Consider the following 16,259-nt stretch of genomic DNA (forward strand, 5'->3'; position numbering starts at 1 on the left):
GTTCTAAACTACTTGAGCATATGGTCAAGCTCCTGGTCTACGACCTGAAGGAAGCTTACCTGGACTTTGAGGTAGTCGAGCGTGAGCTTCGTGCTTGGAAGGGATGACCCGCATTCCTTCTTTATCACGACTCCAAGTGCGTTGAAGTATTCACTCCAGTTCTTTACGATCTTTTTTGCCAAAAGAAGGGTCCTCTTGTCGCTCTTTGATTCTGCAAGGAAGATGGAGCTTACAAGGCAGGTGAGCTCGTAGTTGTACTTGTTTACCGCCATCATGAACGGCCTTCCTGAATCCGGTGCTGCCTTAAGGCAGGCATCGCTTGAAGGAATCTTTAGCTTTGCTGCTTGCTTCTTAGCTGATGCATGCTTTTTCGGGGAAAGGGTTTTTAGTTTCATACTGCGCCCTTGCTTACCACTGCGGGGGATGCTGCATAAAGTTGCTCCCTCATTTCTGGACTCACTTCAAGACCGCTCAATGCTGTTGCAAAAGAATCACCTGCGTCAAGTGCTTCTCCATAAGTCATAGCAGAGGGCACAGCATTCATTGCGCCTTTGAATCCAACCGGAACTACTTCACCAGCATGGGTATCTATTCCAGTACCAGCTATGCTGCCATAGGTTTCCCTAAAGCCCTGAGAAAGCTGCTCTTTTGCGCTGCCTATCGCCCCATCTGCAATACGCTTGGTCTCCTCGAATCCTTCAGCTGAAGCTATACCTTCTTCAATCGTTGTTTGGGCATATTGTCCTGACTGGTCAAGGCGAGCCAATAAGGCATTGCCAAGCGCTTCCTTTGTTTCTCCAGGTGGCTCCATCATGTAAGCTCCTTCTAATTCCTGGACAGTTTCATAACTCGACTCAAGGTTGCCGTATGCTTCTGCAGCCACTTTGCCATGACCGATAGCGCCGTCAACCACTGGCCTTGCCTGATCGTATCCCTGAACCAATGTGTCTTTAGCTCCTGCTGCTGCGTCCTTCAAAGGTTCTACATTTAAGTTCTCAAAGGCGCAATTAACCACTTTATATGCTTCTCCTAAGTCTTCTAGATTTATCATAAATATACCTTTCCTGATATATATATAGCGTCCTTTCGAAATCGGAAAAATCATACTTCAAAACTTTCAGAATCCAAAAATAAAATCCCTTACAGCTATTTCTTGGCTTTCTTTTTGGCGCCTTTCTTAGCAATCTCCTTTTTAAGCTCCTTTGATTTCAGTGTAAAAAGCTTGACCTGGCTTTCTATGTAGGCATTTGCAACTGCAACGCCCGCCTTATCGCCTTTTGAGTTTTTCTCGACCAAGGTCCTGAGCGCCTTAAAATAATCCACCCAGGTATCGGATATTTCCTTGGCGATTTTCAAATTTTCAACGCCGCCTTCCCTTTCAACCTTGTCTATTGCCTCTATGCTCGCGGAGTAGCTGCTCGAAAAAACGCTATTGCTTGTGGATGCCGGAGGTACACTTACAGAAGGCTTGGGCGCTTTAGCAACCTTTGATACTTTTGGCTTTGCCATAATTATAACAAATACAATCCTAATATATGGACAAAAAGCCACTCTATTCTAACAGCACAATTGTCCAGAATGCTTACGAATCGTCTGGAAAGAGTAGCGCAAAAGAAAGTTCTTCGTATTCAAGCGGCATGTACTCAAAGCTTTCCCCAAAAAAATCCGGAAGCAAAAAATGGGTTCTTCCTCTTGCAGTCGGGGCTGCCGGCATTGCTTACTCGATAAGCCAGATCCAGGGAATGGACGAAACAATGATTGAAACGCTTAAGCACACCGGAGGGATTGACCGTGTGACCTCTGCAGAATACCGGCAGATAATGGAAGCGGCCTCCGACAATATGCAAACAGACGGATCTGACCCCGGGCTTTTGGATAAAGTCCAGAATGAGCTTGCGGGCACAAAAGTGTCTGTTGCCGAAAAATCTGTCCTTGCCAAGGTAGGAGAAGCCGCAAGCATCATGAATTCCGACCCCGAGGAAGCGCACAGGATTATTGAAGCGGAAAGGCAGGCGCATCCATACATCTTCCAGGCCAACCCGGAATATAATCTGGTTGACCCAATTTTTACCCAGGAAATGGTTGAAAAGGTAAGGGCCGCAGGTGCAGGCGGGCTGGTAGGCCTTGCCGGAGCAAGCGCAGCGGCAGGCGCCTATGCTGAATCAAGAACCAAACACAAAAACCCCCTATAAACCCACGTCCGGCAAACTACCAAAAATAACACCAATGAAAACACTCAGTAAACTTTTGCCTTTGCCCCTACAGAAAACAGTTTTGCATTACTTTCAATTTTGGAATTCTGGGAAGCATCCGAACGCTCAAGGCACCTTTTGGCCATGCTTCCTCCATACACCAGCCCCAGAAGAGCTCCAATTTTATCAAGATTCCCAGTAATCCTCTGCCGAACTATTTCATCCATACCCATTCCCTGTGTGGTTATCACAGTACTGGTACTAATACCTGTACCTTCTGCAGCCCCCGTTGCAGTTACTGCCTTCTCAGGATCAATGCCCCCCAGATAAGAAGCCAAAGTATCCTGCAAACCTCCCGACTGGTTAGACTCAACGGAAGTTGCAAATGCCCCAATAGGATTAATGTATTGAGTTATCATAACAAGAGCATCGGGTATCGCTGTACTCAAATAAGGCAGATTATCGACTACCTCCCCGCCAGCCGCCCCCAAAAGAGCGCCGGTTATTGCAAGAGCGGGAAGCGCGGTCTGCTTGACAAGGGTCTTATAACCGCACTTCAGGGCGCTGGATACAGAACCGCTAGGGGGTTTTGAGCCATAAGCCCCTTCATCCGCTGCAGGGGGAGGAGCATAAGAACTGCCGGAATCAGACATAATATCATATCTTAAGGAAAGTATATAGAAATAGTGCCGGGGAAGGGATTTGAATTCGAGGAAGCCTTATTCTTACCCAATTTCCCAGTAATATGCCTGCGAAGCAGGAATTACTTTCTTTGGAATTGAACACTTTCTTTCCCTGAAAGAAAGGGCTCACCCTCGATCTCTGCGTTTCTCAAGACAAGTTTAGCGCGAAACTTTCATCGATTTCTCTCAAAGCTCACTAGCTAGCCAACTTAACGGTAGAATTACCGCGAAGCGGGAAACCGCTTCTTTTGACGTAAAGGACTTTTCTTCGCAAGAAAAGTCTTTTTATGAGCGCAGCGCCTTAACCGCTTGGCCACCCCGGCATAATTTGCTATACGAAAAAGATTAACATATATTTGCCTTCTCAAGGTCCCTTATAAACCCGCATTTTGTCTCGTCAAAGCCGCTTCGAAGCATTGCTATTGTGTCCTCAGAGAACTCCTTATGGTAGAGAGGGTCAAAAAACAGGGACAGGTTCGTAAAAAACGAGTGGTAGACCGAGAAAAGCTGGTTGAATTGGTAGCCCATGCGCGGGCTTTTGAGGCAGAGGTAAAAGGCAAGATTGTCCCAGATGTAAGCGCAGTCAAAGACAAACCTCTGGCATACTTTTGAGCTGTCATAGCCGCCATCAGTGTTTGAAAGCTCTGAAAGTATCTTGGACATAACGTCAAAGAGAAGGTAAAACCTATCATAAACCTGGGGGTCTTTTGCCTTAGGTATCTCGCTTGAAATAGCCCGGGAGATTGAATTGAGATAGTTTACCCTCTGCTCGATATCCCCAAAAGGATATATCCTACAGTGCCACTTGTCTCCTACCCGCTCACACCTTACGCTTCGGGACATCGAGCTTAACGCCTCGAAATAGTTCTCAAGAAACTCATCGATAAGCCCCAAAGCATCGGTCTTCATCATAATCTACACATTCTTTACTTCGCTTATATTAAAAACGTCATCCTGATGCGCAAGATTAAACTCCTGCCATTCCCTCTCGGGGCTTTTCCGGCTCTTCGGCTTTGGCGAGGATCTTTCGGGCGGTTTTTCTTCCCCCCGTCCATCCTTTTTCTCCCCACTTCCCTTACCAGAGCCCATCTCGAAACGCACCTTTTCGGCAATCTTGTCTAGCTCACTAGGGTCTGCAGGGGCAGGGTTCCACATAAAATTGAGTCCATCTCCCTCAACTCTTGGAAAAACGTCAATACAGAAGCTCTTCTCAGTATTGCCGGCAATTATGTTCGTGCCTTGCGCTTTGAGTGCTTCAAAAGCGGCAGTTGCGGCAAAGCTTGCAACATAAAACAGGTGGACTGCTTCAGAGTCGGACAGTTCCCCGACTTTGGCAACCTCTCCCTTCGCATAAACTTTCACGTGGCCAAGCGCACCCTTGCACATAATCGCCAAGGCCGCAGTATCGTCATAGATAACTTTAGTGTCTGCATACCGCGGTATGGGGTCGCTTTTTGCTTCCAAACCTGGCTTTAGGCCTGGATTTCGCTTGAAGTGGTTCTGGATCATTATCGGCAGGTTATGGGAGAATATTTCAAATATTTCCTGAAGCTTTGCCGGGTCCGGAACGATTTCGGGAACTCTAAAGCCGCCTCCCTCCGGGCTTGGAATCAGGTGAACCATAAAATGCTGCGACTGCTGGCCCGCCACTGCGCCGTTTGCAATGAAAATATCCAGATTCGGAGCGCCGGTTGCCCTTGCAGAAGCACCGCCCAGATTTTTTGCTACAGTAAACAGCCGGGCAAATGTTTCGACAGGAACCATTGGCAGAATCGGATAATGCTCCTTTGGCATAAGGAGAGTATGCCCCGGTGCCTTGGGGTTTATGTCAAGGACACCTACAAAGAGGTCGTCTTCATAAACCTTCCTGGAAGGGATCTCTCCAGACACTATTTTGCAAAAAGGGCAGGCCCCCCGGGCATCTTCGGCGCTTCTTGGCTGTTCTTCAGGCATAATTAAAATGGATTAAGAGTAACTATTCAGGGCGGGCTTTTTTGCGAAAATGCGCGGATTTTTTCGGCAATTTGGGGCAGGTCTTCCTTACGAAAGGGCATTTTAACGATTGCCTGAACCGACTCTCCGCCATCACCAGCATAACGGGGAATTATATGGAAATGGACGTGCTGGACCTCCTGGCCGGCAATCTTTCCAACATTTGCCCCGATATTGCAAGCATCAGTCCCCATAGCAGACATCACCTGGCTTGAAAGAGAATAGATAAATCCAAAGTATCCTTCCGCTTCGGAAAGGGGCATATCCAGCAGGGAAGCATAATGCTTTTTCGGAATTATCACAGTGTGCCCCCTGGAAGAAGGGCTGATGTCAAGAAACGCAAGAAACCTCCCATCCTCGGCCACCTTCAGGGCAGGGATTTTTCCCGAAATAATGCTGCAAAACAGGCAGTCCATAATAAATCACAAGCCAAATAAAACATCACCTTGCTAGAATTGTCTTGGTTTCGCCGATTCGGTCTTTCATTAGTATCCTGAAACCGCAGGTCGGGCAGATTACGCTCTCTTCAATTTTTTCTACTTTGCCCTTACATTTTACGCATGTATATCCCATTATTCTTTAATCCTTGAAACCATTACGTTGGGAGGACAAACGATGAGGATTGACTGAGGCCCCATTACTATATCCCCGTTTATCGCCGTAACCGTCTTCTTTATCCTTTCGATTGACCTTTTAAGCTCGCCTACATCCTTGTTTTTCATTTCGAGTGTCTCCGCCAAAACTATGCTTCCTTCCCGGATGTACTTCAGAATCTTTTCACAATCCCGAAATTCGGTCAATTTTTCTATCCTAATCCGGATTTTTCCAGACTGCTGCCTTGGCTCCTCGATAATGCTGTCCAAATCAATATATTCATCGCTGTCTGACTCCTGGCGTGATGGCCTACCAAAGATTCGATCAAATACCATAACTATACTTAAATATATAAATATCCCCTTCTGGTGGGCTTATTCAGAGTGGGCCAGTGGCTTGAAAATATATACTATATTGGCTATACTAATTATGGAGATTTTCAGGCGGAGTTGGGGTGTCATCTCAGACCCCAGCCGGTTCTTCAGCAAAATAAAGAAGGAAAAGGGGCTCAAGAAGGCGTTTACTTACTTTTTTGTATTGTCCCTGTTTGGAACCGTCATGTCTTTTGCCGCAAATGAAATGCTTCTTGACTATGTTTACGGGCCGCTAATGAATGCTTATGGATTCTCAGCCCCCCAGCAGGAAGTTTCACAGCAGATTGTGGGCACCTGGTACGCAATAATGTTTTTCTCAGGCCTGCTCATAAGCTTTCTAATGGCAGGGCTAATCCACCTCTGGATTATGCTTTTTGGAGGCAAAGAGGAATATGAAAAGACCTATCAGATATATGCTTACTCTAAGACTCCCAGCTTTCTTTTCGGCTGGATTCCATTTTTTTCAGTACTTGCTGAGGCGTACCACGTCGTTCTTTTAATTGCCGGGACGCATAAAATTCAAGGAATCGAAAGGAACCGGGCAATCTGGATGTTTGCTGTGCCTTACCTCATATACATTGCAGTTTCGATAATCTTTCTCATGCAGTTCATGAACTCTGACGCTATGAGCGTATTTTTGACCAATTCGACAATTTAACTAAATGTTCTCTCCCTCCAGCAACTCACGCCTTAAATAGGCCTCTAGGGTACGATAAAGCACATCTGCAGAAGCTCCCATCCCATGAAAATGACACCTTCTTTGGCTTCCATTTGCCTCAACTGAAGCGATGGCCTCCCCTCTAAAATTTCCGCCATCGTGGTAATTGCCTAGCCAAATGAGACCCCTGGAAATAAAACTATCCCCCTCAGGCATGAGAAATGGCCTGCCCGAATAAATGAAAGAATAAACGCCTGGATCAGAGAAGCCCTGATTTCCAAGTTGGATTGATGACTCCGAACTCTTCTCTCCAGGAAAAATATGGAGACCCTCTACAGGAAATATCCCCAGATATAAGCTTCCCATTACAACAGGTTTAATCCTGTCTGAATTGTAATAAACTCCAAAGTTTGATTCATGTCTTTTGCCATCAGCCAGAAGCGGCACAGCTATTTGCTCAAAAAAATTTTGGGTGGAAAAATCTACATAATCTCCATTTCTTATCCTTACCCAAGAACCGCTATAACTTGCGCCATAGTCCATCAGATCCAATAGACTTTGGAGCAAATCCTTTGGTCTGATTACTTTTTCAAATGCCATAAGAATACCCCAAAATATACGTTTAGGTAGTTATTTCCTAATGCCCAAATTTTTAATACGCTGGGGCCGGGATTCGATGAAACCCTTTAAGGGCTAATTTGGTCAAAAGGTCTTCACCCCAAAGCAGGCAAAACATAAGCTTTCCGCAAAAATAACCCTTTTTGAGCTACGCTGGGGCCGGGATTCGATACCGGAAATTACAGCCAAATTGCAGACCATTTCGCGAAGCGGAATAGTTTTTCTTTTGACGTTAAGGACTTTTCTTTCATAAAGAAAGGTCTTTACCCGGGCTCCCAAAGGGAACATGCTTAGCAGGCATGCGCCTTAACCGCTCGGCCACCCCAGCATAACCTAATTAAGGCAAAATAATTATATCCCTAGCTTAGTTATGGCAGAACTCCTGAAGTTCGAAGATTTCAGCTACAGGGGGAAGACAGTCGGTCTTAGGGTTGACCTCAACCTCCCCTATGACCCAAAAACGAAAACCATTTCAGAAACCCCCCGGCTCATCGACCACGCAAAGACCATAAAACACCTCTCTGAAAGCGGCGCTAAAGTCATTTTGCTGGCGCACCAAGGGAGAAAGGGTGACGAGGACTTCATTTCCCTCGAAGACCACGCAAATCTTCTTGAAAAGCACCTCAGCCAGCCCGTCAGGTTCATAAAGCTTGACTCAGACTTCTCAGGCATAAGGGAGCTTAAGGAAGGTGAAGTTGCGCTTCTTGACAATGTGCGAAGCTTCGACGACGAAACAAAAGAACTTTCATCAGAGGAGCACGCAAAAAGCGCCCTTCCTTCAAAGCTGGCTCCCCTTCTCGACTGCTTCATCCTCGATGCTTTCTCGGTTGCACACAGGGCTCACGCAAGCGTAGTCGGATTTTCAACGCTTATCCCTTCAATTGCAGGGCCGGTTTTCTACAAGGAGTACGAATTCCTGGAAAGGTTCCTGCGGGAAATACAGTTTTCGAAAAATGATGTGGTCGTGCTTGGCGGGGCAAAGCCAACCGAGCCGATAAACCTGATAAACCGGCTTTACGGAAAAGGAATCGAAACCGTCCTGACGACAGGCGTCATTTCTCTCCTGATACTGATGTCACGCGGCTACAAGCTGGGAAAAAGCGAAGAGTTTTTAAAAGAAAAAAAGTACCTAGACTACCTGAAAGACATTGCCCCATTTGCAAAGGAAGAAAGTATTCTCTACCCCGTTGACGTCGCAGTTGAAAGAAACGGAAAGCGCGCCGAGATTGAAATAAAAGACCTGCCCGTGGAAGAGCCAATACTTGACATCGGAAGCAAGACAATAGCCCTCTACTCGAAAATAATTTCCGAGGCAAATGTTGTTTGCATGAAAGGGCCTGCGGGAACTTATGAAAGGGCGGGCTTTGAAGAGGGGACAAAAAAACTCTTCGAGGCGATTGCTGACTCTGAGTGCATTTCCCTCATCGGGGGCGGAAACTCCATTGACTGCCTGGAAAAGCTCAAAATTGACCCCGCTGCGTTCACTTACATAAGCTTAAGCGGGGGGGCATTTGTCGAATTCCTCAGCGGAACCGAGCTTCCTGGGATAGCTGCGCTAAAGGAAAGCTGCAGGAAGTTCTAAGCCAGCAGGCCTTTTTTCAGAATCTCTGATTCCAAATATTAACCTTATAGGCCTTATCTGTAAAACTAGGCAATATATTATGTATGCCGGAGGAAATAGTTCCCCCCAGGGAGCCTGCACCGAAAAAGGAAATTGCAGACTACTGCGTGCTAGAGCCATCTGAAGTTATAAGCCGATTCAAAAGCTCAGAGAAAGGGCTTAGCGAGGAAGAAGCGAAAAATCGGCTCGCAGAATACGGCTACAACGAGCTGCAGAAAAAGAAAAAGCACAAAGCGCTCCTGATATTCATCAGCCAGTTCAAAAGCCCTCTTGTCCTCCTCCTTGTCGGAGCAGGCATACTTTCACTGTTCATTGGGGAGATTCTGGACTCAGCCGCGATTTTTGCAATAATACTTCTTAATGCCATTCTAGGATTTTTTCAGGAGTACAAAGCGGATAAAGCCCTCCAGGCGCTCGAAAAAATATCCTCACCCATGGCAAGAGTCATGCGAGGCGGCAAAGAACTAAGAATTCCTGCAAGAGAAGTCGTTCCTGGGGATATAATTGTCCTTGAAGCAGGAGACGTTGTACCCGCAGATGCGCGCCTTATCAAGTCCTCGGGGCTCCAGATAGACGAAGCATCTCTTACGGGGGAATCGGTTCCATCATCCAAGACAACCGACAAGTACGAAAGCCCGGTGTCTGTTGCAGACCAGGAGAATATGGCCTTCATGGGAACAATCGTCACTTACGGAAATGGGCTTGCCGTTGTGACAGCGACAGGAATGAAAACCGAGTTTGGAAAAATCGCCCAGTCGCTTCAGGAAACCGGAGACACAAAAACACCTCTCCAGGGAAAGTTCGAGGAGCTGTCAAAACAGATAGGAATAATAGCCGCTCTTCTCGTAATACTTGTCTTAATCGTCGGCTCTATTCAGGGGGTCACATCAATCGAGAAGATGATACTCCTTTCGGTAGCCCTTATGGTCTCCACAGTTCCGAACTCTCTTCCGCTAGTTGTTACAATTGGCCTTTCCAGAGGCACGAAGCAGCTTGCAAAAGAAAACATGCTTATCAAAAGCCTCCCCGCTGCGGAAAGTCTCGGCTCTGCCACAATAATCTGCTCAGACAAAACCGGGACAATAACCAAAAACCAGATGACAGTAACAGACATATACTTCAACCAAGCCACCTTAAGCGTTACCGGCTCTGGCTACCAGCCGGAAGGAAAGTTCATTTCCAACGAAGGAGAAATCGACCCCAAAAAGCTTGAAGGGCTTCTGAAAATCGGGCTTCTTTGCAACAACGCAAAGCTTAACAAAACCAGGGAAGGTTACGAGATAATCGGCGACCCCACAGAGGGCTCCCTCATAGCGCTTGCCAGAAAAGGGCTTCTTGACGAAAAGCATTACGAGGAAAATCTGATAAAGGTAAGTGAACTTCCATTTGACAGCGACAGAAAAAGAATGTCGGTCATCTTCAAAGACAAAGAAACTGGCAAGCTTGAAGCATATATCAAGGGAGCGCCAGACCTTCTCCTGAAAAAGTGCAGCCGAATATATGAAAACGGAAGCTGCAGGGAACTTACAGAAAAAGACCGGGAGCGCATAATGGGCGTCAACACAAGCTTTGCCAAAAAAGCCCTGAGAGTCCTGGGCTTTGCGTTTCGCGAGATTCAGGAAGGCCAGCACACCAGCGAAAACGAAGTTGAAAAAGACCTGGTGTTTATGGGCCTTGTCGGCATGATAGACCCACCAAGAGAAGGAGTGGAAGAGGCAATAGCCAAGTGCAGGGAAGCAGGAATAAAGGTAATGATAATTACGGGCGACCACGCCCTGACTACAAAGGCAATAGCAGAGAAGATTGGCCTGTTTGGAGAAGGCGACATTGTAATAAGCGGGGAAGAACTGGACACAATAACTGACGGGGAGCTTGAAGCTAAAATTGAGAGTGTAAGAATTGTTGCCAGGGCCCTTCCCGTGCAAAAGCTTCGAATCGTTCAGGCGCTGCAGAAAAAAGGCCATATAGTTGCGATGACTGGGGACGGTGTTAACGATGCGCCAGCTCTCAAAAAAGCAGATATCGGCATTGCCATGGGCATAACCGGAACGGACGTTGCAAAAGAAGTTGCAGATGCAACGCTTGTGGATGACAATTTTGCAACAATAGTAAAGGCGATAGAAACCGGAAGGAACATCTATGACAGCTTAATCCGGTCGGCAAAGTTTTTCCTTGCCTGCAATATGGGCGAGATAACTGCAGTCTTCAGCTCGATACTTCTGAAGCTCCCCCTCCCGATGATACCCCTTCAGATACTGCTCATGAACATGCTGACAGATAACCTCCCCGCCCTCGGCCTCGGCTTTGAGCCGAATGATGAAAGGGCGATGAAAAGGCCTCCGAGAAACCCAAAGGAGAAGCCAATCAGCAACAGGATGTACCTGTCGATTGTGGCATTCGGGCTGATAATGGGAATCGGCACACTGGTAATGTTCCAGGCGTACCTTGGAGAAGGGCTTATAAAGGCGCAAACCGTTGCATTTACGACGCTAGTCATATTCCAGATGTTCGCGGTAATCAGCAGCAGGACACTTTACCCTTCCATAAAGCACCTAAACCTACTTTCAAACAAATACCTGCTCTGCACGATAATTCTCTCCGTGGGAATACAGGCCGCAGTAGTTTATTGGGGGCCACTTCAGGCGGTATTCGGCACGGTTTCCCTGGCTGCTGCAGACTGGATAAAGATTGTCGGTTTTTCGTCTCTTGGGTTTGTCCTGATGGAAGCAAGCAAATACGCCATGCCTGACGGCAGAGCAAAAAGGGAAGCAGGAAAATAATCCTTAAACCTTGGCATACCCAATAAATAAGAAATTATTATGGATGCTGCAAATGACCTTAGGGTTAAGGAAAGAAACGCAGACTATCTTTACGAAAGCTTTCAGAGGGCATATGGCCGGCGTGACTTTGCCGAAGCATGCAACTATCTTTGGAAGGCCAACCTGACAATAATCTCTGCACTGGGGGCCATGGACGGAATGGATGTGCGGGACATTGCCGGGGCGAAAGCGTTCCTATACAGATTCCTGAAAAGGGGGGACATAAGCAACCCGGAGATATCTTCCCTTGAGGTAATCTACGCAAACCGCGCCAGAAGCTCTGGTGATGAGCCGATGCTTACCCTGCATATCGAAAGGTGCGAAAAGCTGCTCAGAAAGCTAAAGGTTCTCCTGAAGGACTACATACTAAACGGTCCAATGAATAACTTCGGTAGCCCGGGAAATACCGGAAATGAAAGCTCAGCAGAGGGCGGGAATGCCGCCACGGAACCCGAAGATGGGCAGGGCTTTGCTTTTCCGCAATAGATGCCTTTCAAATCTCCATCCTGCTTATTGAGTGCTGGCATTCAGGCAGAACTAGCGCCGGGCTTTTCCTGTCGCCTTTTGCTCCAGCAGGCGGCCGGTAATTTCCCTGACATGTTTTACCTCCGAATTCGAATTTGGGTCCTGCCCGGTTATAGCGCAGTAGTGCACGACCAGGTCCTCCCAAAGGCAGGAAAGGGCAGAAGCAACTTCCAGGCCCATCTTATCAATCTCTATCGAGATTGTAGGCATTACACCCTGGCACTTCAATATATTCGGGTGCGCAAGGCAATATTCTATATCATTTATGTCAAGCCCGAGGTGAAGCTTATCGTGAAGATCCTCCTCCAGGAGCTTTGTTTCGTCTTCAGAGCTCCCGGACCTTCTGGATACAAGCCCAAGAGCTACCTGGCAATGGCTCTGGGCAAACACGCCCTCCATAGAAACATGAGCGTCCCGGGGAAACTCATTGAAGTTCATCACAAGAGGATATTCGGGTTTCTTGTTTGCACCCTCCATGAAAAGCTGCCTTAGCTCATAAAAGGTCGGCTTTAATAGTTCCCTATTGTTGTACATGCAGCTAAGGTCATGCCTTTTTCCCAGGACAACACACACAAACAAAAAGCGCGCAAGGCCCACGGCAAGCCCCTTCTCCTTATTCGAAAAATCAAGCAGCAGGTCATACTTGTCGGTAATGCGCGCATATTTTTCAGCGTCCATTCCCGCCAGAATCATTGGCCCATATGTCATTGGAGTAAGGCGCCTCATAAGCCGCCCACCTATCCGTGCCTCGATGCCTCTTACTTCAACAGGAAGTCCTCTCTGCACTTTAAGGAATTCAGCAAACTCCTTCAGGGGGCCCTTGTTTGCGTAAGCAATTCTTCTCGTAAACCTCCGGCAGGTAAGCTCCACTATCTTGAGCGTTTCCTGCGTTTCTCCGCTCCGGCTGAATTCGATTACCAGGGTATTGTCATTGTTTGCTTCTTTTGGCAGGTTCTTTATATCTCCGGGGCTGTCAATAACAATCCACTTCACTGCAGTGTCCCCCGACAACCGATGGATTGCCGCAAGCCCATGAGAGAAAAGCTCGTTTCCCCCTATTCCGGAAGAAATCAGGTAATCCACTTTGAGGCCTTTGGAATAAAATTCTCTCTGCAGGTATTCTTCATAGAACTGCTTCTCTTTTTTGAACTCCTCTTCAAAATACTTCATCACGCCGCCCCGGTAATTGTAGCTTCTTTTGGCAGTTGAATTTGCCACTGCCTCAAAATGGTCCCGGACTGCCTCCCAAATGCCCTTGTCGACTGCCAGCCCCTCTCCAGGAAACGTTACTTTAATCTCAATCAGCCCTTCCGTGTAGGACAGTGCGGAGCTGTCAAACAGGTCCTCGGCGCGAATCAGAATCTTTTCACCTGTCGCTTCCTTTTCGAGGTTTTTCAGCCGATAGGAAGTTCCGATGAGAACAAAAAGCGGGAAGCCCTTTAGAAGCCGGCTCAAGTCACGGGGGTCCTTGAAACTTGAAAGCGCAAGCTTTTCCATGAACACTGCCTGCTCGATCGAATTAATAAATATATCCACTATCCGATCCGCACTGACATCCTGCTCCTGTGCTGCCTCCCGGATAAGATTTGCCAATTCATCCAGCCCGGCATCACCAGAGAACTCTTTTGGCTTTTCCGACATAACGTCTTCGGTTATGTGGCTTAAAAGGCGCTGGCGCTTAAGCTCCTCAAGTACAACCTGCGTATTCCTGCCTCCAGACTCAGCAACATCCACAACAAGCTGGTGCGGCATAAGAGAGGACAAAAAAATCCTTGCGATCTCTCCGCCCGGGACACCAATCTTTTCCGAAAGGCCTTTAAGCTCCCTCAAAAATTCTCCTTCGGCTTGAAGGCCAGCGGAATCCTGCTGCATCTCGGGCGGTTTTTCCATAATATATTCCTTATTTTAACAATCGGCATTATTTCGCTTCCAGGAATTTGGAAAAATTCTAAAGTAGCTTAATAGAAAGGCAAGGGCACCTATCCCAAATCAACTTCGCAATCCTGCGTGAGTTTTGCGTCAACATCCACGAACTTCCCGTTAAGCCGCACCTTTGGCACTTCCATTCCTCTGGCCTTCTTGAAGCCCATCGTGCCGATTGACCTTAAAACTTCAGCGATGTCCGGAGTTATGCTGGTGTTAAGGACTCTCCAGCAGGCGGTGTCGAGCCGTATCCCTGAAGGAACCTCAAACTCCTGCTCTTTTACCCTAAGCTTGATTATGTCTCTCATGGGATAAGCAAAAATTACTGGACGCCGGATCCCGATAGCCGGATCGAAGGGTCTTTAAGAAACGCAAGCTTCTCAAGGTCCGCCGCAAAGCCATAGATGTCATCCAGCTTCTTGCATTTTATCTGCCTTATATCCGGAACAAGCCCGTAGCGGTGGTTCTTGACCCAACCGTCCTTCGTGAAAAAGTAAGAGCCGCCGCAAAGCCGCTTTATCGGCTCGTAAATTGAAGTAAATCCATCGGCCACCCAGCTTGCCAGCACAAGGCGCCTTTTTGGCGAAGGATTTATTATAATGTGGCCGTAGTTTGGCGGCACGACAAAAACTTCACCCACTCTGCCTTTTGCAAAAGCGACATCCTGAATGTTATTTTGGTTGAAATTATCCACCTTCTGTATGAGAAAAATCGCTTCGCCCTCCAGAACCTGGTAAACCTCCGGAAAGCTATATTCATCCACTGCTATAGGGTTGTAGTGGCCGAATGTCTTTGTATACTCTTCCCCCAGCATCTGCCCGGGGACAACAGTAATGTTGTACCTTAGACCTGACTGCTTTATCCTGGAAGCATCTTCCTTTTTGAAGATATTGCGATAGATATAATAAACCGGAGCCGTGGATTTTTGCGCCCAGTTGTTCTCAAGCCATCCCTTATCAAAAACCAGTTCCTTCATGTCGGATAGGCGCCTTATGTCAACAACCCTGTTTTTTGTTTCATCAAGTTGCCAAAGCATAATATTACTATTCTAATAAAATGCTTTATTAAAAATAATCCTAAAGAGGGTTATGCAATTTTTCAAAAAAGTTCCAGGCCTGAGAAAAATCAAGAATTTCTTTGCGCTAAGAAAATTCAAAAATAGGTTTAACCGGTCTTTTAAGGATCTCCAAAGCTCGCTTTCAACTGAAACCACAGCGGACGACAGGTTCCGGCTCTCTGAAATGCGCGACGCTCTTGTCGAGATAAAAAAAGCCGACCCCGAAGGATACGGCACGCTTGACCTTGAGAAAAAATATTCCCGCGCAGTGCAGATGGTCGAAAAAAGCCACCTTCGGGCAGGAGAAAGGGACAAAAAATACTGGAAAGAGCTAAAGGACAAGAAGATTTACGACCTCAAGCGATACCTTTAGGTGAATTCCGGAGAAAGTATAATCAAAAAAATCAATTTTATGGCAGAGAAAATCAAAGTTCCTTTTGGAATAATAGAAGGCGGGCGGCTGGACGAGCAATTCAGCAAAGACCCAAAAAAAGCGGCAGGGGAGTTTTTGTCAAGCCCCTGCAGGACCGCTCCAACTTCCCCTGAAGCCGAAAAGCTGTTCCCTTACGAAAATTATCCCTTGTGGCTTAACGCGTTCGGGCTTGAGCTTGCCCGGCTGAAGCTGGAATCTGGCGACGGGGAAGAGGAAAAGCTGATACTTCTTGCAAGAACCTATGATGAGATGACCCACTTCTCGAAAGTCCTTAAAAACAGGGAAAAAATTCTCAAGAACTATGAAAGCTACGAGGCATTATCCAAAACAACAGAAAAGATGAGGGACAAAATCGAAAAGAAAATCCGCACTCTTGCAGAAAAAGCTGCCCCGAACACATCAGGGCTTCTGGGCCCAATCCTTAGCGCCCGGATTATATCAAAAGCAAACGGGCTTGAGCGGCTCTCGAAGATGCCGGTCTCGAAGATACAGGTTCTTGGAGCAGAAAAGTCACTTTTCAGGTATCTGAAAGAAAAAGAGGAGGGAAAGGAAAGCAAAAACCCAAAATATGGGGTGATTTACATGTCGCCCTTCATAATAAACGCACCTCAAAAATCCAGAGGGAAGGTCGCCCGCGCCCTTGCTTCCAAAATCATGGTTGCCTCAAGGATTGATTACTTTTCGGGGGAGGACAGAAGCCGCAAAATAAAGGAAGAATTCCGGGAAGAATATGAAAAAATCTGCAGGGAAGGCGGCAAGAAGGAGTAACC

General features: G+C 47.0%; 20 protein-coding genes and 2 tRNA genes. 7 read left to right on the forward strand and 15 right to left on the reverse strand.

Features of this window, described 5'->3' with window-relative positions; all coding sequences use genetic code 11:
• Positions 1–8: 8 nt before the first annotated feature.
• The 3 genes from JW727_01710 to JW727_01720 form a co-directional block, all read right to left on the reverse strand.
• Positions 9–395 carry a hypothetical protein gene (locus JW727_01710; GenBank protein MBN2094738.1) on the reverse strand — a complete coding sequence of 129 codons (387 nt, stop codon included), beginning with the start codon at positions 393–395 and terminating at the stop codon, positions 9–11.
• Positions 392–1,051: a hypothetical protein gene (locus tag JW727_01715; GenBank protein ID MBN2094739.1), complete on the reverse strand. Its 660-nt coding sequence runs from the start codon at positions 1,049–1,051 to the stop codon at positions 392–394. Before JW727_01715 ends, JW727_01710 begins: the two co-directional genes overlap by 4 nt.
• 95 nt (positions 1,052–1,146) lie before the next feature.
• Positions 1,147–1,509: a hypothetical protein gene (locus JW727_01720; protein MBN2094740.1), complete on the reverse strand. Its 363-nt coding sequence runs from the start codon at positions 1,507–1,509 to the stop codon at positions 1,147–1,149.
• 26 nt (positions 1,510–1,535) lie between these two features.
• Between JW727_01720 and JW727_01725 the strand changes: the two genes are divergently transcribed.
• Entirely contained in the window at positions 1,536–2,192 is a 657-nt protein-coding gene (locus JW727_01725; GenBank protein MBN2094741.1) for a hypothetical protein, read from the forward strand.
• 44 nt (positions 2,193–2,236) lie between these two features.
• Here JW727_01725 and JW727_01730 read toward each other — a convergent pair whose 3' ends face one another.
• From JW727_01730 to sepF, 7 genes are all read right to left on the reverse strand, one after another.
• Positions 2,237–2,845: a hypothetical protein gene (locus tag JW727_01730; GenBank protein ID MBN2094742.1), complete on the reverse strand. Its 609-nt coding sequence runs from the start codon at positions 2,843–2,845 to the stop codon at positions 2,237–2,239.
• Between the two features lie 34 nt (positions 2,846–2,879).
• A tRNA-Met gene (locus JW727_01735) sits at positions 2,880–3,198 on the reverse strand.
• 22 nt (positions 3,199–3,220) lie between these two features.
• Complete coding sequence (locus JW727_01740; protein ID MBN2094743.1) at positions 3,221–3,787, reverse strand: hypothetical protein; 567 nt, start codon at positions 3,785–3,787, stop codon at positions 3,221–3,223.
• Between the two features lie 3 nt (positions 3,788–3,790).
• A complete protein-coding gene (locus JW727_01745; protein MBN2094744.1) occupies positions 3,791–4,828 on the reverse strand; it encodes an HIT domain-containing protein in 1,038 nt (345 codons plus the stop codon).
• A 26-nt stretch (positions 4,829–4,854) separates the two neighbouring features.
• The gene (locus JW727_01750) at positions 4,855–5,283 is read right to left on the reverse strand and encodes an HIT family protein (protein MBN2094745.1); all 429 of its coding nucleotides are present in this window, start codon (positions 5,281–5,283) and stop codon (positions 4,855–4,857) included.
• A gap of 25 nt (positions 5,284–5,308) precedes the next feature.
• Complete coding sequence (locus JW727_01755; GenBank protein ID MBN2094746.1) at positions 5,309–5,443, reverse strand: DNA-directed RNA polymerase subunit P; 135 nt, start codon at positions 5,441–5,443, stop codon at positions 5,309–5,311.
• Positions 5,440–5,796: a cell division protein SepF gene (sepF, locus tag JW727_01760; GenBank protein MBN2094747.1), complete on the reverse strand. Its 357-nt coding sequence runs from the start codon at positions 5,794–5,796 to the stop codon at positions 5,440–5,442. The genes JW727_01755 and sepF overlap by 4 nt, the downstream gene beginning before the upstream one ends.
• Positions 5,797–5,890: 94 nt before the next feature.
• Between sepF and JW727_01765 the strand changes: the two genes are divergently transcribed.
• Entirely contained in the window at positions 5,891–6,493 is a 603-nt protein-coding gene (locus JW727_01765) for a YIP1 family protein (GenBank protein ID MBN2094748.1), read from the forward strand.
• Here JW727_01765 and JW727_01770 read toward each other — a convergent pair whose 3' ends face one another.
• Complete coding sequence (locus JW727_01770; GenBank protein MBN2094749.1) at positions 6,494–7,093, reverse strand: hypothetical protein; 600 nt, start codon at positions 7,091–7,093, stop codon at positions 6,494–6,496.
• Between the two features lie 169 nt (positions 7,094–7,262).
• A tRNA-Ser gene (locus JW727_01775) sits at positions 7,263–7,439 on the reverse strand.
• Positions 7,440–7,481: 42 nt separating this feature from the next.
• On the opposite strand from JW727_01775, the gene pgk reads away from it, so the two are divergent.
• The 3 genes from pgk (at position 7,482) to JW727_01790 (ending at position 12,037) form a co-directional block, all read left to right on the forward strand.
• The gene (pgk, locus tag JW727_01780) at positions 7,482–8,693 is read left to right on the forward strand and encodes a phosphoglycerate kinase (protein ID MBN2094750.1); all 1,212 of its coding nucleotides are present in this window, start codon (positions 7,482–7,484) and stop codon (positions 8,691–8,693) included.
• A gap of 83 nt (positions 8,694–8,776) precedes the next feature.
• Positions 8,777–11,512: a cation-translocating P-type ATPase gene (locus tag JW727_01785; GenBank protein ID MBN2094751.1), complete on the forward strand. Its 2,736-nt coding sequence runs from the start codon at positions 8,777–8,779 to the stop codon at positions 11,510–11,512.
• Positions 11,513–11,551: 39 nt separating this feature from the next.
• A complete protein-coding gene (locus JW727_01790; GenBank protein ID MBN2094752.1) occupies positions 11,552–12,037 on the forward strand; it encodes a hypothetical protein in 486 nt (161 codons plus the stop codon).
• A gap of 51 nt (positions 12,038–12,088) precedes the next feature.
• On the opposite strand, the gene JW727_01795 is transcribed toward JW727_01790, so the two are convergent.
• The 3 genes from JW727_01795 to JW727_01805 all read right to left on the reverse strand — a co-directional run bounded on the left by JW727_01795 (position 12,089) and on the right by JW727_01805 (position 15,035).
• Positions 12,089–13,966, reverse strand: coding sequence for a hypothetical protein (locus JW727_01795; GenBank protein MBN2094753.1), 1,878 nt, complete (start codon positions 13,964–13,966; stop codon positions 12,089–12,091).
• 89 nt (positions 13,967–14,055) lie between these two features.
• Positions 14,056–14,307 (reverse strand): hypothetical protein, encoded by a 252-nt coding sequence (locus JW727_01800; GenBank protein ID MBN2094754.1) that lies wholly within the window; start codon positions 14,305–14,307, stop codon positions 14,056–14,058.
• Between the two features lie 14 nt (positions 14,308–14,321).
• A complete protein-coding gene (locus JW727_01805; GenBank protein MBN2094755.1) occupies positions 14,322–15,035 on the reverse strand; it encodes a glucose-6-phosphate isomerase in 714 nt (237 codons plus the stop codon).
• Between the two features lie 52 nt (positions 15,036–15,087).
• Between JW727_01805 and JW727_01810 the strand changes: the two genes are divergently transcribed.
• Complete coding sequence (locus JW727_01810; GenBank protein MBN2094756.1) at positions 15,088–15,429, forward strand: hypothetical protein; 342 nt, start codon at positions 15,088–15,090, stop codon at positions 15,427–15,429.
• Between the two features lie 39 nt (positions 15,430–15,468).
• The gene (locus tag JW727_01815) at positions 15,469–16,257 is read left to right on the forward strand and encodes an RNA-binding protein (GenBank protein ID MBN2094757.1); all 789 of its coding nucleotides are present in this window, start codon (positions 15,469–15,471) and stop codon (positions 16,255–16,257) included.
• Positions 16,258–16,259 lie beyond the last annotated feature (2 nt).

The organism is Candidatus Aenigmatarchaeota archaeon, from assembly GCA_016932615.1.
Lineage (GTDB): Archaea > Aenigmatarchaeota > Aenigmatarchaeia > QMZS01 > QMZS01 > JAFGCN01.

Bases quoted from the DNA above. Each gene is read 5' to 3' on its own strand.
- JW727_01710 (MBN2094738.1), bottom strand. From the start codon at position 395: ATGAAACTAAAAACCCTTTCCCCGAAAAAGCATGCATCAGCTAAGAAG.
- JW727_01715 (MBN2094739.1), bottom strand. From the start codon at position 1,051: ATGATAAATCTAGAAGACTTAGGAGAAGCATATAAAGTGGTTAATTGC.
- JW727_01720 (MBN2094740.1), bottom strand. From the start codon at position 1,509: ATGGCAAAGCCAAAAGTATCAAAGGTTGCTAAAGCGCCCAAGCCTTCT.
- JW727_01725 (MBN2094741.1), top strand. From the start codon at position 1,536: ATGGACAAAAAGCCACTCTATTCTAACAGCACAATTGTCCAGAATGCT.
- JW727_01730 (MBN2094742.1), bottom strand. From the start codon at position 2,845: ATGTCTGATTCCGGCAGTTCTTATGCTCCTCCCCCTGCAGCGGATGAA.
- JW727_01740 (MBN2094743.1), bottom strand. From the start codon at position 3,787: ATGATGAAGACCGATGCTTTGGGGCTTATCGATGAGTTTCTTGAGAAC.
- JW727_01745 (MBN2094744.1), bottom strand. From the start codon at position 4,828: ATGCCTGAAGAACAGCCAAGAAGCGCCGAAGATGCCCGGGGGGCCTGC.
- JW727_01750 (MBN2094745.1), bottom strand. From the start codon at position 5,283: ATGGACTGCCTGTTTTGCAGCATTATTTCGGGAAAAATCCCTGCCCTG.
- sepF (MBN2094747.1), bottom strand. From the start codon at position 5,796: ATGGTATTTGATCGAATCTTTGGTAGGCCATCACGCCAGGAGTCAGAC.
- JW727_01765 (MBN2094748.1), top strand. From the start codon at position 5,891: ATGGAGATTTTCAGGCGGAGTTGGGGTGTCATCTCAGACCCCAGCCGG.
- JW727_01770 (MBN2094749.1), bottom strand. From the start codon at position 7,093: ATGGCATTTGAAAAAGTAATCAGACCAAAGGATTTGCTCCAAAGTCTA.
- pgk (MBN2094750.1), top strand. From the start codon at position 7,482: ATGGCAGAACTCCTGAAGTTCGAAGATTTCAGCTACAGGGGGAAGACA.
- JW727_01785 (MBN2094751.1), top strand. From the start codon at position 8,777: ATGCCGGAGGAAATAGTTCCCCCCAGGGAGCCTGCACCGAAAAAGGAA.
- JW727_01790 (MBN2094752.1), top strand. From the start codon at position 11,552: ATGGATGCTGCAAATGACCTTAGGGTTAAGGAAAGAAACGCAGACTAT.
- JW727_01795 (MBN2094753.1), bottom strand. From the start codon at position 13,966: ATGGAAAAACCGCCCGAGATGCAGCAGGATTCCGCTGGCCTTCAAGCC.
- JW727_01800 (MBN2094754.1), bottom strand. From the start codon at position 14,307: ATGAGAGACATAATCAAGCTTAGGGTAAAAGAGCAGGAGTTTGAGGTT.
- JW727_01805 (MBN2094755.1), bottom strand. From the start codon at position 15,035: ATGCTTTGGCAACTTGATGAAACAAAAAACAGGGTTGTTGACATAAGG.
- JW727_01810 (MBN2094756.1), top strand. From the start codon at position 15,088: ATGCAATTTTTCAAAAAAGTTCCAGGCCTGAGAAAAATCAAGAATTTC.
- JW727_01815 (MBN2094757.1), top strand. From the start codon at position 15,469: ATGGCAGAGAAAATCAAAGTTCCTTTTGGAATAATAGAAGGCGGGCGG.